Origin of the sequence: Agrobacterium sp. ST15.16.024 (genome assembly GCF_027956545.1) — a bacterium.
GTDB classification, from domain to species: Bacteria; Pseudomonadota; Alphaproteobacteria; order Rhizobiales; family Rhizobiaceae; genus Agrobacterium; species Agrobacterium cucumeris.
The window spans coordinates 446,533-459,537 of the sequence record NZ_JAQKGO010000003.1 but is presented as its reverse complement, the minus strand read 5'-3'; the positions used below and the strand labels follow the sequence as shown (position 1 = coordinate 459,537).

Here is a 13,005-nt window from a genome sequence, read left to right as displayed (position 1 = left end):
GCATTGGTCCTTTTTGGGAGTGCCAATATGCGCTTTCTGTTGCGTCTGAATGAAGCGGGCATGTTTCGGCTTTGACGCACAACAAAAAACCCGCTGTCGCCAGCGGGTCTTTTAAAACTGTCCTGTTCTTATAGGAGATCAGGCGGTTTCGAGGAATTCCGTGGCGCCGTCAGGCTCGCGCAGAACATAGCCGCGGCCCCAGACGGTTTCGATGTAGTTTGCGCCGCCTGCGGCATTTGCCAGCTTTTTGCGCAGCTTGCAGATGAAGACGTCGATGATCTTGAGTTCCGGCTCGTCCATGCCGCCATAAAGGTGGTTCAGGAACATTTCCTTGGTCAGCGTCGTGCCCTTGCGCAGCGAAAGCAGCTCGAGCATCTGATATTCCTTGCCGGTCAGGTGAACGCGCTGGCCACCCACTTCAACCGTCTTGGCATCGAGATTGACGATCAGCTCGCCGGTGGAAATGACCGACTGCGCATGGCCCTTGGAACGGCGGACGATGGCGTGAATGCGGGCAACAAGCTCGTCCTTGTGGAACGGCTTTGTCATGTAATCGTCGGCGCCGAAGCCGAGGCCGCGCACCTTGTCCTCGATGCCGGCCATGCCGGAGAGGATGAGGATCGGCGTCTTGACCTTGGAAAGGCGCAAGGTTCTCAACACTTCATAACCCGACATGTCAGGCAGGTTGAGGTCGAGAAGAATAATGTCGTAATCGTAGAGCTTGCCAAGGTCCACGCCTTCCTCGCCGAGGTCGGTCGTGTAGACGTTAAAGCTTTCCGACTTGAGCATCAGTTCAATGCTCTGCGCTGTCGCGCTGTCGTCTTCAATCAGTAGAACCCGCATAATTATCCCCTTTGCCGCCCGCGAACCGGTAAAACATTGCCTCGCGCGATGCGGATCCAGACGTTGCCTGATTTGCAGGCTGCCACCAAATGGTTAACAAATTCTAATTGCCTTTGGCAAGGTGTATCGAATTTATTAAGCAAAGAAGGCATTTCTCTGTTTTTGCACGTGAATCCACCATCGCCAAAATTGAAGCTTAACGTGAGGATTTCCCGCTAAGTGATTCAATCGACTCTCACATCGTCTGGCCCATTTTTTGGACCTGGCATTTACCGACCCTTAAATGATCGTGTTTATCATTAACGATGCCCGTAAACGAAAGGTTAACGACGGTGGTTTTTTATTAACGTCGGGTAACTTTTAAGAATCATTCCGGCACAGGAGTTAACCTTTGCGGAGTGACGGGCGGGTTAAACGGGCCGATCAGAGTGGCATAGTGCCTTTTTGATCCGGGTCTCGCTATCCATGGAGTATTGCGTATGAAGTCGCGTGACAGCCTGGTTCGCCTGAAGGAATTTCAGGTCAATGAAAAACGCCGGCAGCTTAACCAGCTGCAGCAGATGATGTCCGAATTCGAGCGGATGGCAAAGGAACTGGTGCATCAAATCTCGCTGGAAGAGAGCAAGTCGGGCATTACCGATCCGACACATTTTGCCTATCCGACCTTTGCCAAGGCCGCGCGCCAGCGGGCGGATAATCTTCAGGTCTCGATCCGGGAACTGAAGGCCCAGCAGGAAGCCGCCGAAGCTTCGCTGGAAGAAGTGCAGGCCGAATATGAAAAGGCCGCTGCACTCGAAAACCGCGACGGAGCAATCCGCGCCCGCGCCTGACATCAGGCGTATAATCGGACGAATGATCGTCCTCATTGACGGCTGCCGGTGGATCAGGAGGCGGCTTTCAATGACGGGATGACATGCATTTTTTTAAAAGGCCGCCCTTTGAGGGCGGCCTTTTGTTTTGACGGGGTACCCCGTGTCTTTCCGCGGGACGGCGTCGCCGGATTTTTATTGTCCGGGTATGGGGAAAGGCGTAATTTAAGGGGGTTCCGACCGTGAGCCGGAGGCTTTGCGTGCGCGCCTCAAGCGGGCGCGGACGGCTATGGCAGGGAGGGAAAAATGGCCCGCCAATATATTGATTGCCGCGAATTCCCCAGTGACAGCAAATGCACGATCGCCATCTCCGCCGATTCTCCGGAGGAGTTGATGGAGGCAGCGGTGCACCATGCCGTGGCGGTGCATGGGGCCAAGGATACGCCTGAATTCCGCGAGGAAGTCCGCCACAGCATGCATGCGGGAACGCCGCCGCTGAAGGTGGCGTGACGCGCATTTATGAATGACGCGATATTTGGAACGGCTGCGAGAGACCGGGCGTATGCCGCGTGTTTCTTCTCCCCGCCGGGGAGAAGAAATGCACGGCGACGCTCGTGATTATTCTGCAGGCTTACCCCTGGATAACATCCGCCCATTCTTTATGGCGCAGCGTCTGGGCTTTGAAAAACGGGCAGAGCGGAATGATTTTCCAGCCGCCCTTGCGGGCCTCGTCAATCGCGTGGGCTGCGAGCGCCTGGCCGACGCCTTGGCCGCGCAGGGCATCGGGCACGCCGGTATGATCGATGATGATAAGGGTGGGGGAGGTGCGCGAATAGGTCATCTCGGCCTTGTGGCCATCGATGGTTGCCGAATATTCGCCGTGCGATCCGGTTTCGGTTGTCTTGATATCCATGATGTGCGCCTCCTTGCTGTTCATTTTGGCCACTGTAACGGCTTGCGCCTGAATTGAAACAGCGGGAAAGCGAACGCAGCGGACACAAACCGGCGACAATCATTTTACCGTGGGACTGGCATGCTGTGCGGGGAAATCCGAAATCAAACCAAATGCTCCGTCGAAAGTCCGACGGAGCATTTTGATAATTCGGTCTGGGCGCGTTGCCGCGCCAGCGCAATATCAGTGGCGATATTGCTGGATGCGCGTGGTGCGCAGGCCGGCAAGGCCATGATCGGAGATCGAGGACTGCCAGGACAGGAATTCTTCAACGGTGAGCGTATAACGCTCGCAGGCTTCCTCGAGGCTCAACAGTCCTCCGCGTACCGCTGCAACCACCTCCGCCTTTCTGCGAATAACCCAGCGTCGGGTATTGGCAGGCGGAAGATCCGCGATCGTCAGAGGGCTGCCATCGGGGCCGATGACATATTTAACTCGTGGGCGTATCATTTCGGTCATTGGACACTCTATACAAACTCAAGACCATATGACGGGAACTTTAGCCCCGTACCTTTAAAAATTGCCTAAGCAGGTCGTGACAATTTATTAAGAATTTGAACGGTTTCGCCTGATTTGTTCGAGTCGCCTTATTTTGCCGGGAAAAAATTTTTCTAAAAATCGCAATTTTTCTCACTCGCCGGTTGTTTCGATCAAAGCGCCGCAAGCGAAAGGCACGTTTTCCCGCTGCCCTGGGCAAATTCCGCCGTTCCCTCATGCTGCAGCCGCAATCGGTCGCCGGCATTGAGCGGAAGGATGGATGTGGCTGACTGCTGGGTGCCGGTGACGGAGGCGTTGCCGGCGATGCTGAAGCTGGTCGCCGCACCGTTCACAAACAGCGTTACCCGGTGGCCGGAGGAAGACGCGACGGCAAGCGCCAATACCGCGAGATAGATGCCTTTTGCTGGAACGACGAGTTCACGCCCGCCGCCATTGACCGCATCGCCAAGCACAAAGCCGCCCTCGGCGATGAACAGCAGGGAGAAGCCCGCCGCAGAGCCGCTGGCGGGCTTGGTTGTGCCCGCCGGCAGGCCGGCGACGACGAGCGGACGATTGGGCATGGAGACCCGGCCGTCGCCGCTGCACAGGAGTGCCGTGTGCCAGGAGGTTCCGTCCGCACTGGTCTTGATTGAAAACCCGTCATGACCGGCAAGCCCCATCTCCGCCCGGCCGCTCCAGCCGGACTGGAACAGCAGCGAGGCGGTATCGGCCTTTCCCGCCTTGTTGACCGTCAGCCGATGGCTGCCGTCTTCCGGCGTATGGGTGAAGAGGCTGGCGGGGGAGGCGAGTGCCAGACGGTTGGCCGTGTCGGCCTCCGTGCCGATGCCCAGCCTTTCCATCCGGCCGGCGGCGGGCAACGGCATGTCGCGCCAGACGCCGTCGCGCAGGATGCGGTATTTGTCCTCACTGGCAAACCAGGCCGTCCAGCCAGGCTGCGGTGTGATCGAGAGCCACGCGCCATCCTGCCGGAAGGCGAGCCTTCCGCCTTTGCCGACCCAGTCGCCTATGGCATCCGCGGAGAGGAGGAAACAGTCTCCTTCCTCCGCATTTTCGGGCGGTGTGGGGACCGTGGCCTTGATGGTGAGCTGCACAACCGCATCCAGCCTTTGCAGGGCTTCGTTGTGGGTGACGTGCTTCTGTGCCTGTGAGGGCAGGATATAGGGAAGGTGAAGTCTCGCCGTCTGGTCCGTCATGGTGTCTCTTTCGCGCTCGGGTGTCGTTTGCGAGAGAGTTTGATCCGGTTGGGCGGGGTGGGGATGCGCGGGGATGAGATTATTTTTTGTTGGCGTTGGTGGGTGGAATTTACCCCCCTCTGCCCTGCCGGGCATCTCCCCCACAAGGAGGGAGATCGACCCGCGGCGATGTTTCGGCCATCTCCACATTTGAGAATGACGCGGTAGTAGCGCTTCTTGCTGATCTCACTCCTTGTGGGGGAGATGCCCGGCAGGGCAGAGGGGGGTAAGCCGCATACGCCAAAGCGAACACACCTGCCAATCACCAGGAGGAGTCTCGTTGCTCCTCGCCGCCCTACCCCGCGATCTCCACCGCCATCGCGCCTTCAGCAATAAAATCCGGATTGGCCAGCGCATCCTCGCCATCGCCCCTCACCGCATAGGCAAGCAGCCGGCCTTCGCAATCGAGCGTTCGCCCGCCGGCAGCGCGCAGCACGGCGTCGCCGGCGGCTGTGTCCCACATCATGGTGCGGCTGAAGCGGGGGTAGATATCGGCGGCACCTTCGGCCAGCAGGCAGAATTTCAGCGAGGAGCCGACGGAAATGCAGTCTTTCAGCCCGTGTTCGGCCACGAAGGCTTCCGTCTTCGCCGTGCAATGCGAGCGGCTGATCAGCGCCACGGGTGCTGCGCCGCGCTGGCGTGCACGGATGGGGTGGCGCGACAGGATCGCTCCCTCGCCGGAAATAGCGAGCTTTTCGGCCTTGTTGCCTTCACCCGTCCATGCCTGCCCACGGCAGGGGGCATAAACCACGCCGGCAACCGGAGCGCCGTTGCGGATAAGCGCGATGTTGACGGTGAAGTCGTCCTTGCCGGAGATGAATTCCTTGGTTCCATCAAGCGGATCAACGAGGAAGAACTCCATGCCGGTCTCCGGCAGGATGCCGTTTGAGACAGCCTCTTCGGCGATCACGGGAATGTCTGGAAAATGCGCGGCCAGCGCCGCAAGAATGATCGTTTCGGCGCGTTGATCGGCCTCGGTCACCGGCGAGCAGTCATCCTTGTAAGACACGTGCGGGCCGGCGCGATGGACCGCCATGATTGCCTGCCCGGCGTCCAGCGCCGCTTTCGTCAATATGTCGATCATCTCTTTGCCGTTGCCATCCCGTGCCGGGATCTTTCGATCCTCAATGTCGCTACTCCTTTGCCCGTCGCCCGTCAAATAATGGCGGTAGACAAGACTAAAATAAGCATTCCGGCATCATTTTTTCAGCACTTCCTGCCAAAATCATGGCTCTTTTGACCGGGAAAAGGGCAGTCCATGTGGAAATTCCAAATTTTGTGCAGGATCGCCCGTTTTTGACTTCACATTTTTAACGAACACGATATGCATTTTGGGAGTGGGGATACTCGCAGGGGTTCCCCCAATAATTAACATAACGAGGCGTGGCCCATTTGAGGCCATACCCGGGGGAAAGACATGGAGTATTTTATCCAGCAGCTCATCAACGGGCTGACTCTTGGATCGATCTATGGCCTCATCGCTATCGGCTATACGATGGTTTATGGCATTATCGGCATGATCAACTTTGCCCATGGCGATATTTTCATGCTTGGCGGCTTTGCCGCGTTGATCGTTTTTTTGATTGCAACATCATTTTTCGCCGGCATTCCGGTGGCGCTTCTTCTGCTTCTGATGATGATCGTCGCCATGCTGATGACCGGCCTGTGGAACTGGGTGATCGAGCGCGTCGCCTACCGGCCTCTGCGCGGCTCATTCCGTCTTGCACCGCTGATCACCGCCATCGGCATGTCTATCGCGCTGTCCAACTTCATCCAGGTCACCCAGGGTCCGCGCAACAAGCCGATCCCGTCCATGGTGACGGAAAGCTATCATTTCGGCGCCATCACCGTATCGCTTAAGCAGCTGATCATCATGGTCGTTACTTCGGTGCTGCTGTTCGCCTTCTGGTACATCGTCAACAAGACCCCGCTCGGCCGGGCGCAGCGCGCCACCGAGCAGGACCGCAAGATGGCCGCCCTGCTCGGCGTTGATGTCGACAGGACGATCTCCATCACCTTCATCATGGGCGCGGCGCTGGCTGCCGTCGCCGGTACGATGTATCTGATGTATTATGGCGTGGCTTCGTTCAGTGACGGTTTCGTTCCCGGCGTCAAGGCCTTCACCGCGGCCGTTCTCGGCGGTATCGGTTCGCTGCCAGGCGCCGTTCTCGGCGGCCTGTTGATCGGCCTCATCGAATCGCTGTGGTCGGCCTATTTCTCCATAGCCTACAAGGATGTCGCGGCATTCGGCATCCTGGCTTTTGTGCTGATCTTCAAGCCGACCGGTATTCTCGGTCGTCCGGAAGTCGAGAAGGTGTGATCCCATGACCAATATCGCTTCCGAAAATGCCGCTTCCAGCCCGAGCCTGATGGCAACGGCGGTGAAGGAGGGGCTGATTGCCGGCGTCGTCTCGTTCGGCATGTTCATTCTCTATATCGGCATCATCACCTATCAGGATATCAACAACCAGCTGATCTGGGGCACCCGCTGGGGGTTGCTGGCGATCTTCGTCGCCGTCGCCGCCGTTGGCCGTTTCCTTGTGGTCGGCTTCTTCAAGCCGTCGATGGATCGCCGCAGGCTTGCCAAGGCAAAAACCGGCATTCTGGAAATCTCCGAGAACAAGGGCTTTTTCCATAAGCACTTCCTCAAGCTGGCGCTGGTTCTGCTGCTGCTTTACCCCGTTATCGCCGTGCAATTGTTCGGTTTTCAGGGTTCGCTGAAGTTCGTGGACAATTTCGGCATCCAGATCCTTATCTATGTGATGCTGGCCTGGGGTCTCAACATCGTCGTCGGGCTGGCCGGCCTGCTCGATCTTGGCTACGTGGCCTTTTATGCGGTCGGTGCTTATTCCTACGCGCTGCTGTCCAGCCAGTTCGGCCTGTCCTTCTGGGTGCTTCTGCCGCTTGCCGGCATTCTTGCCGGCTTCTGGGGCATCATCCTCGGTTTCCCGGTTCTGAGACTTCGCGGCGACTATCTGGCGATCGTCACGCTCGCCTTTGGTGAAATCATCCGTCTCGTCTTACTGAACTGGACAGATGTGACGAGGGGCACATTCGGTATTTCCGGCATCGCCAAGGCTTCCGTCTTCGGCATCTGGTCCTTCGATGTCGGTGCGCCGAACAACTTCGCCAAGGCGTTTGGCCTGTCGATGTCATCGGCCTATTACAAGATCTTCCTGTTCTATGTGATCCTGCTTCTGTGCATGCTGACGGCGTACGTCACGATCAAGCTGCGCCGCATGCCGATCGGCCGTGCCTGGGAAGCGTTGCGTGAGGACGAAATCGCCTGCCGTTCGCTCGGCATCGATACCGTCATCACCAAGCTCACCGCCTTTGCGACGGGCGCGATGTTCGGCGGTTTCGCCGGTTCGTTCTTCGCCGCGCGTCAGGGTTTCGTGTCGCCGGAAAGCTTCGTCTTCCTCGAATCCGCGGTCATCCTCGCCATCGTCGTGCTTGGCGGCATGGGCTCGCTGACCGGTATTGCCATTGCCGCCCTCGTCATGGTCGGCGGCACGGAGCTTCTGCGCGAAATGGAATTCCTGAAGCACATCTTCGGGCCTGATTTCACGCCGGAACTCTATCGTATGCTGCTGTTCGGCCTCGCCATGGTCATCGTCATGCTGTTCAAGCCGCGTGGCTTCGTCGGCTCGCGTGAACCCACGGCCTTCCTCAAGGAACGCAAGGCCGTGTCCGGCAGCTTTACCAAGGAAGGTCACGGTTGATGGCTTCCGGAACGATGAACATGACATCCAATGCGACTGGCAATACGACCGGCGACACGATCCTCAAGGTCGAACATCTCTCGATGAAGTTCGGCGGCCTGATGGCCATCAACGACTTCTCCTTCGAGGCAAAGCGCGGTGAGATCACCGCGCTGATCGGCCCCAACGGCGCTGGAAAGACCACGGTTTTCAACTGCATCACCGGCTTCTACAAGCCGACGATGGGCATGATCACCATGCGCCAGCAAAGTGGCGAGGCGCATCTGCTGGAGCGCCTGCCGGATTTCGAAATCACCAAGAAAGCCAAGGTGGCGCGCACCTTCCAGAACATCCGGCTGTTTTCGGGCCTCACGGTTCTGGAAAACCTCCTGGTGGCGCAGCACAATGCGCTGATGAAGGCCTCGGGTTACACCATTCTCGGTCTCCTCGGCCTGCCGGCCTATAAAAAGGCGGTTGCGAGCTCGATCGACAAAGCCAAGTACTGGCTGGACAAGGCCGATCTGACCGACCGCGCCGACGACCCGGCCGGTGATCTGCCCTATGGCGCACAGCGTCGTCTGGAAATCGCCCGCGCCATGTGCACGGGGCCGGAGCTGCTGTGCCTCGATGAGCCGGCCGCCGGTCTCAACCCGAAGGAATCGCTGGCGCTCAACACGCTGCTGCGCGGCATCCGCGATGAAGGCACGTCGCTGCTCCTCATCGAGCATGACATGTCCGTGGTGATGCAGATTTCCGACCATGTGGTGGTTCTGGAATATGGCCAGAAGATTTCCGACGGCACGCCGGACCATGTGAAGAACGACCCCAAGGTCATCGCCGCCTATCTGGGTGTCGAGGATGATGAAGTGGAAGACGTGATTGCGGAAGAACTCGACGGAGGAGCGGCCTGATGTCCGGTGAACCGCTTCTGAAAGTCCAGGGTGTCGAAACCTATTATGGCAATATCCGGGCTCTGGCCGGTGTCGATGTCGAAGTCAACAAGGGTGAAATCGTCAGCCTGATCGGCGCCAATGGCGCCGGCAAGTCGACGCTGATGATGACCATCTGCGGCAGCCCGCAGGCCCGTGCCGGCCAGGTGATCTTCGACGGCGAGGACATTACCCAGCTGCCGACGCACCTGATCGCCCGCAAGCGCATTGCCCAGTCGCCCGAAGGCCGGCGGATTTTTCCGCGCATGACGGTGCTGGAAAACCTGCAGATGGGCGCCAATCTCGACAACCTGAAATATTTCAAGGAAGACGTCGAGAAGATCTTCGTGATGTTCCCGCGCCTGAAGGAACGCCAGAGCCAGCGCGGCGGTACGCTTTCTGGCGGCGAGCAGCAGATGCTCTCCATCGGCCGCGCGCTGATGGCACGGCCGAAGCTTTTGCTGCTCGACGAACCGTCGCTGGGTCTCGCGCCGCTGATCGTCAAGGGCATCTTCGAGGCGATCAAGAAACTCAACCAGGAGGAAGGGCTGACCGTCTTCCTGGTGGAGCAGAACGCCTTTGCCGCGCTGAAGCTTTCCGACCGCGCTTACGTGATGGTCAACGGCAAGGTGACGATGAGCGGTTCGGGCAAGGAACTGCTGGCCGATCCGCAGGTGCGCGCCGCTTATCTGGAAGGCGGACGGCACTGAAAGATTTTACTTGCGCCGCAAATTTTGCGGCGCAAAACTGCACACGGTGTTCAGCCGAATTCTTCGGGATCAGGGCGGGACGCAAACAATAAAATGCCCACCGGCAAACGGCGGGACGACAGACAAGGCAGGGCCTGGGCATTTTCGCCCGGCACTGATGGGGAAAGAGATGCAGGGCCTTTTTTTCGAGACGGATAGCGGCGTGCGTTATGTTCTGCGCGCACTGGTTGTTCTTCTGGGTTTCTGGACGGCGTGGCGTACGGGGAAATCCGTGGCCGATGGCTGGGGCGATTATACGCGTGTGGTGATCTATACGCTGGCATTGGGGCTGGTGATGCGCTTCCTGCATCACGCGCTCTTCAACGGGCCGTTCATCAACGGCTTTTATTACGTGTTTGACGTCGTTCTTCTTCTGGTCTTTTCCAGCATCGGTTTCCGCATGCGCCGGACAAGCCAGATGGTCAATAACTACTATTGGCTTTACGATCGCACGTCGGCATTTTCCTACAAGAAGAAAGATTGACAGGCGGATTTTTCCGGCTGCACAATGCTCGTCAGAGTGGAACGGTTTCTGTTCGGTTAAGGTGGGTACCGAACAGGTCCTTGCAATCAACCCATCCAAGGAACTGGGAGTAAAGTAATGAAGAAGTCTCTTCTTTCCGCTGTCGCGCTGACCGCCATGGTCGCCTTCGGCGGTTCGGCCTGGGCCGATGTCGTGATCGCTGTCGGCGCACCGCTGACCGGCCCGAACGCTGCTTTTGGCGCTCAGATCCAGAAGGGTGCCGAACAGGCTGCGAAAGACATCAATGCCGCCGGTGGCATCAATGGCGAGCAGATCAAGATCGTGCTGGGCGACGACGTATCCGACCCGAAGCAGGGTATTTCGGTTGCCAATAAATTCGTTGCCGACGGCGTGAAATTCGTCATCGGTCACTTCAACTCCGGCGTTTCCATTCCGGCTTCCGAAGTTTATGCCGAAAACGGCATTCTCGAAGTGACGCCGGCTGCAACCAACCCGGTCTTTACCGAGCGTGGCCTGTGGAACACCTTCCGCACCTGCGGTCGTGACGACCAGCAGGGTGGCATTGCCGGCAAGTATCTGGCCGACCACTTCAAGGACGCCAAGATCGCCGTCATTCACGACAAGACCCCCTATGGTCAGGGCCTTGCCGATGAAACCAAGAAGGCGGCCAATGCCGCCGGCCTGACGGAAGTCATGTATGAAGGCGTCAATGTCGGCGACAAGGACTTCTCGGCGCTGATCTCGAAGATGAAGGAAGCCGGCGTTTCGGTCATCTATTGGGGTGGCCTGCACACCGAAGCCGGTCTGATCATCCGTCAGGCGGCCGATCAGGGCCTGAAGGCGAAGCTGATCTCGGGTGACGGCATCGTCTCGAACGAACTGGCTTCCATCGCCGGTGACGCCGTCGAAGGCACGCTCAACACCTTCGGCCCCGATCCGACGCTGCGCCCGGAAAACAAGGAACTGGTCGAGAAGTTCAAGGCCGCCGGCTTCAACCCGGAAGCCTACACGCTCTACTCCTATGCAGCCCTGCAGTCGATCGCAGGCGCGGCAAAGGCCGCCGGTTCCGTTGAGCCGGAAAAGGTTGCCGAGGCCCTGAAGTCCGGCACCTTCCCGACTGCACTCGGTGACATCTCCTTCGACGAGAAGGGCGACCCGAAGCTTCCCGGCTACGTCATGTACGAGTGGAAGAAGGGCGCGGATGGCAAGTTCACCTACGTCCAGCAGGGCAGCTAAGCCTTTCTGCGATACACGATCGAAGCCCGGCAGCGATGCCGGGCTTTTTTGTTTGTTTGACTGCACCTTACCCACCCGGCCTGCCACACTGGAGACAACAAGGCGCGAAACAAACATCTCGCGAAACTGCGATGAGGGGCAGCAATGACGATAAAGCGGGCCTTGTTTCTGTTCCTTGGTCTGGCTGCCCTGGCGGCGGTGCTCTTCAGCCTGCATCTCTTCAGCAAATCTCGAACGGTGCAATCATTCGGAACAATCATCGCGCGGGTCGAAACAGCAAAGCCCTTGGTGGCGCTGACATTCGATGACGGACCTTCGGCGGGCTTCACGCAGGGTGTTCTGGCGGTCCTCAGGGAACGCGGAGTGAAGGCGACTTTTTTCCTGACGGGCAGGGAGACCGAAGAAAACCTGCCGCAGGCGCGCATGATCGTCGACGAAGGACATCAGGTCGGCAACCACAGCTTCACGCATTCCAACATGACGCTGATGGAGACGGCGCGGATAGGTGAGGAAATCGAGCGCACCGATACGGCCATTCGGGCGGCGGGTTACGAAGGCGAGATCATGTTCCGCCCGCCCTATGGCAAGAAGCTGCTGACTTTACCCTGGTATCTTTCCCGGCATGAGCGGAAAACCATCATGTGGGATATCGAGCCGGAATCGTTTCCTGATGTCGCCGGAGACACGGCTGCCTTTGCAAAACATGTGATCGAGCAAACGCAAAATGGCTCGATCATCATCATGCATGTCATGTATCGAAGCCGCGAAATATCCCGGCAGGCCTTACCCTTGATCATCGACGGTCTGCGCCAACGCGGATTTGAGTTCGTCACCGTTTCGCAATTGCTGGACAGTCGCTGAGGCCAGTGTTGCTGCGTGCAGGTGCCGTTCAGCTGATCCGCGTCAGGATAAAATCTGCACGTTCTGCGATGCCCGATTTCGGGAGCACGACGATGTCGTAGCCAAGCGCGTCATAGTCACGGAGCAGACGCTCATACTCCTCGACCGCCGCATCGAAATCGTGCCGGCGCTCATCATCGCCCCGGTAGATTTCCGGCCAGGGCGGGGTGAGGAAAACCAGCCTGTTGTAGCGGTGCGCATGGCGCAATGTATCGATGAAGGCATCGCCGCTGACATGGCGCAGCGCGGAGGCCGCGTCAATCAGGCCACGGTCGAAGAAGACGAGGCCATCCGGCGGCGCCGTTTGCCAGTCTTCGAGTGCCATGGCGATGGCGCGGCGGGCGAAGGCTTCGATATCGATCCACGGCAGGGCGGTGCCGTTGTTACGGGTTTCTTCGATGACGATACGGCGGCCGGGTTCCTCGACGGTGGCAAAACCGCGCCGAAATAGTTCGGCAAGCAGGGTGGATTTGCCGCCGCCGGAGCAGCCGGAAAGGATGATGAAACGGTTCATGGGTGTTTGTTCCTGTGTTGGGGATAAAGGGTTGGAGCGGGGGAATTGGGGGAGAATCGGTGGAGCTGGTTTCTTCTCCCCGAGGGGGAGAAGGTGGCCCGAAGGGTCGGATGAGGGGGCAACGCTAGCGATAAACTGAGAGCTTGCCCCCTCATCCC

At 58.5% G+C, this 13,005-nt stretch carries 15 protein-coding genes; 9 read left to right on the top strand and 6 right to left on the bottom strand.

What is annotated here, in order from left to right; translation table 11 throughout:
* Nucleotides 1-138: 138 nt before the first annotated feature.
* The gene (gene ctrA, locus PL640_RS14140; RefSeq protein ID WP_003491823.1) at nt 139-843 is read right to left on the bottom strand and encodes a response regulator transcription factor CtrA; all 705 of its coding nucleotides are present in this window, start codon (nt 841-843) and stop codon (nt 139-141) included.
* Nucleotides 844-1,322: 479 nt separating this feature from the next.
* Between ctrA and PL640_RS14135 the strand changes: the two genes are divergently transcribed.
* Together PL640_RS14135 and PL640_RS14130 are read left to right on the top strand one after the other, a co-directional pair.
* The gene (locus tag PL640_RS14135; RefSeq protein ID WP_003491821.1) at nt 1,323-1,673 is read left to right on the top strand and encodes a flagellar export protein FliJ; all 351 of its coding nucleotides are present in this window, start codon (nt 1,323-1,325) and stop codon (nt 1,671-1,673) included.
* A gap of 285 nt (nt 1,674-1,958) precedes the next feature.
* Nucleotides 1,959-2,162: a DUF1059 domain-containing protein gene (locus PL640_RS14130; RefSeq protein WP_142840532.1), complete on the top strand. Its 204-nt coding sequence runs from the start codon at nt 1,959-1,961 to the stop codon at nt 2,160-2,162.
* 121 nt (nt 2,163-2,283) lie between these two features.
* On the opposite strand, the gene PL640_RS14125 is transcribed toward PL640_RS14130, so the two are convergent.
* The 4 genes from PL640_RS14125 to cysQ form a co-directional block, all read right to left on the bottom strand.
* Entirely contained in the window at nt 2,284-2,565 is a 282-nt protein-coding gene (locus PL640_RS14125; protein WP_271362341.1) for a GNAT family N-acetyltransferase, read from the bottom strand.
* Nucleotides 2,566-2,787: 222 nt separating this feature from the next.
* Nucleotides 2,788-3,063 carry a CtrA inhibitor SciP gene (gene sciP / locus PL640_RS14120; RefSeq protein WP_004430042.1) on the bottom strand — a complete coding sequence of 92 codons (276 nt, stop codon included), beginning with the start codon at nt 3,061-3,063 and terminating at the stop codon, nt 2,788-2,790.
* Nucleotides 3,064-3,254: 191 nt separating this feature from the next.
* The gene (locus tag PL640_RS14115; RefSeq protein WP_271362340.1) at nt 3,255-4,295 is read right to left on the bottom strand and encodes a DUF2793 domain-containing protein; all 1,041 of its coding nucleotides are present in this window, start codon (nt 4,293-4,295) and stop codon (nt 3,255-3,257) included.
* Nucleotides 4,296-4,629: 334 nt separating this feature from the next.
* A complete protein-coding gene (gene cysQ, locus PL640_RS14110; protein WP_271362339.1) occupies nt 4,630-5,418 on the bottom strand; it encodes a 3'(2'),5'-bisphosphate nucleotidase CysQ in 789 nt (262 codons plus the stop codon).
* Nucleotides 5,419-5,751: 333 nt separating this feature from the next.
* On the opposite strand from cysQ, the gene PL640_RS14105 reads away from it, so the two are divergent.
* The 7 genes from PL640_RS14105 to PL640_RS14075 all read left to right on the top strand — a co-directional run bounded on the left by PL640_RS14105 (nt 5,752) and on the right by PL640_RS14075 (nt 12,294).
* The gene (locus PL640_RS14105; RefSeq protein WP_271362338.1) at nt 5,752-6,654 is read left to right on the top strand and encodes a branched-chain amino acid ABC transporter permease; all 903 of its coding nucleotides are present in this window, start codon (nt 5,752-5,754) and stop codon (nt 6,652-6,654) included.
* 4 nt (nt 6,655-6,658) lie between these two features.
* On the top strand, nt 6,659-8,056 hold the full coding sequence (gene livM, locus PL640_RS14100; RefSeq protein WP_271362337.1) for a high-affinity branched-chain amino acid ABC transporter permease LivM: 1,398 nt from the start codon (nt 6,659-6,661) through the stop codon (nt 8,054-8,056).
* Nucleotides 8,056-8,946 carry an ABC transporter ATP-binding protein gene (locus tag PL640_RS14095; protein ID WP_271362336.1) on the top strand — a complete coding sequence of 297 codons (891 nt, stop codon included), beginning with the start codon at nt 8,056-8,058 and terminating at the stop codon, nt 8,944-8,946. The genes livM and PL640_RS14095 overlap by 1 nt, the downstream gene beginning before the upstream one ends.
* The gene (locus tag PL640_RS14090) at nt 8,946-9,674 is read left to right on the top strand and encodes an ABC transporter ATP-binding protein (protein WP_046797799.1); all 729 of its coding nucleotides are present in this window, start codon (nt 8,946-8,948) and stop codon (nt 9,672-9,674) included. Before PL640_RS14095 ends, PL640_RS14090 begins: the two co-directional genes overlap by 1 nt.
* Nucleotides 9,675-9,843: 169 nt before the next feature.
* Nucleotides 9,844-10,197: a DUF6867 family protein gene (locus PL640_RS14085; RefSeq protein ID WP_142840524.1), complete on the top strand. Its 354-nt coding sequence runs from the start codon at nt 9,844-9,846 to the stop codon at nt 10,195-10,197.
* 117 nt (nt 10,198-10,314) lie between these two features.
* Complete coding sequence (locus PL640_RS14080; RefSeq protein WP_142840523.1) at nt 10,315-11,433, top strand: branched-chain amino acid ABC transporter substrate-binding protein; 1,119 nt, start codon at nt 10,315-10,317, stop codon at nt 11,431-11,433.
* 144 nt (nt 11,434-11,577) lie between these two features.
* On the top strand, nt 11,578-12,294 hold the full coding sequence (locus PL640_RS14075) for a polysaccharide deacetylase family protein (RefSeq protein WP_271362335.1): 717 nt from the start codon (nt 11,578-11,580) through the stop codon (nt 12,292-12,294).
* A gap of 28 nt (nt 12,295-12,322) precedes the next feature.
* Here the strand turns inward: PL640_RS14075 and PL640_RS14070 are convergent, their stop codons facing one another.
* Entirely contained in the window at nt 12,323-12,847 is a 525-nt protein-coding gene (locus tag PL640_RS14070; protein ID WP_271362334.1) for an AAA family ATPase, read from the bottom strand.
* Nucleotides 12,848-13,005: the final 158 nt, after the last annotated feature.

Excerpts from the sequence above, each read along its gene's own strand:
- PL640_RS14095 (WP_271362336.1), top strand. The coding sequence starts at position 8,056 with ATGGCTTCCGGAACGATGAACATGACATCCAATGCGACTGGCAATACG.
- PL640_RS14115 (WP_271362340.1), bottom strand. The coding sequence starts at position 4,295 with ATGACGGACCAGACGGCGAGACTTCACCTTCCCTATATCCTGCCCTCA.
- ctrA (WP_003491823.1), bottom strand. The coding sequence starts at position 843 with ATGCGGGTTCTACTGATTGAAGACGACAGCGCGACAGCGCAGAGCATT.
- PL640_RS14130 (WP_142840532.1), top strand. The coding sequence starts at position 1,959 with ATGGCCCGCCAATATATTGATTGCCGCGAATTCCCCAGTGACAGCAAA.
- PL640_RS14080 (WP_142840523.1), top strand. The coding sequence starts at position 10,315 with ATGAAGAAGTCTCTTCTTTCCGCTGTCGCGCTGACCGCCATGGTCGCC.
- PL640_RS14075 (WP_271362335.1), top strand. The coding sequence starts at position 11,578 with ATGACGATAAAGCGGGCCTTGTTTCTGTTCCTTGGTCTGGCTGCCCTG.
- PL640_RS14090 (WP_046797799.1), top strand. The coding sequence starts at position 8,946 with ATGTCCGGTGAACCGCTTCTGAAAGTCCAGGGTGTCGAAACCTATTAT.
- PL640_RS14125 (WP_271362341.1), bottom strand. The coding sequence starts at position 2,565 with ATGGATATCAAGACAACCGAAACCGGATCGCACGGCGAATATTCGGCA.
- livM (WP_271362337.1), top strand. The coding sequence starts at position 6,659 with ATGACCAATATCGCTTCCGAAAATGCCGCTTCCAGCCCGAGCCTGATG.
- PL640_RS14135 (WP_003491821.1), top strand. The coding sequence starts at position 1,323 with ATGAAGTCGCGTGACAGCCTGGTTCGCCTGAAGGAATTTCAGGTCAAT.
- cysQ (WP_271362339.1), bottom strand. The coding sequence starts at position 5,418 with ATGATCGACATATTGACGAAAGCGGCGCTGGACGCCGGGCAGGCAATC.
- PL640_RS14085 (WP_142840524.1), top strand. The coding sequence starts at position 9,844 with ATGCAGGGCCTTTTTTTCGAGACGGATAGCGGCGTGCGTTATGTTCTG.
- PL640_RS14070 (WP_271362334.1), bottom strand. The coding sequence starts at position 12,847 with ATGAACCGTTTCATCATCCTTTCCGGCTGCTCCGGCGGCGGCAAATCC.
- sciP (WP_004430042.1), bottom strand. The coding sequence starts at position 3,063 with ATGACCGAAATGATACGCCCACGAGTTAAATATGTCATCGGCCCCGAT.
- PL640_RS14105 (WP_271362338.1), top strand. The coding sequence starts at position 5,752 with ATGGAGTATTTTATCCAGCAGCTCATCAACGGGCTGACTCTTGGATCG.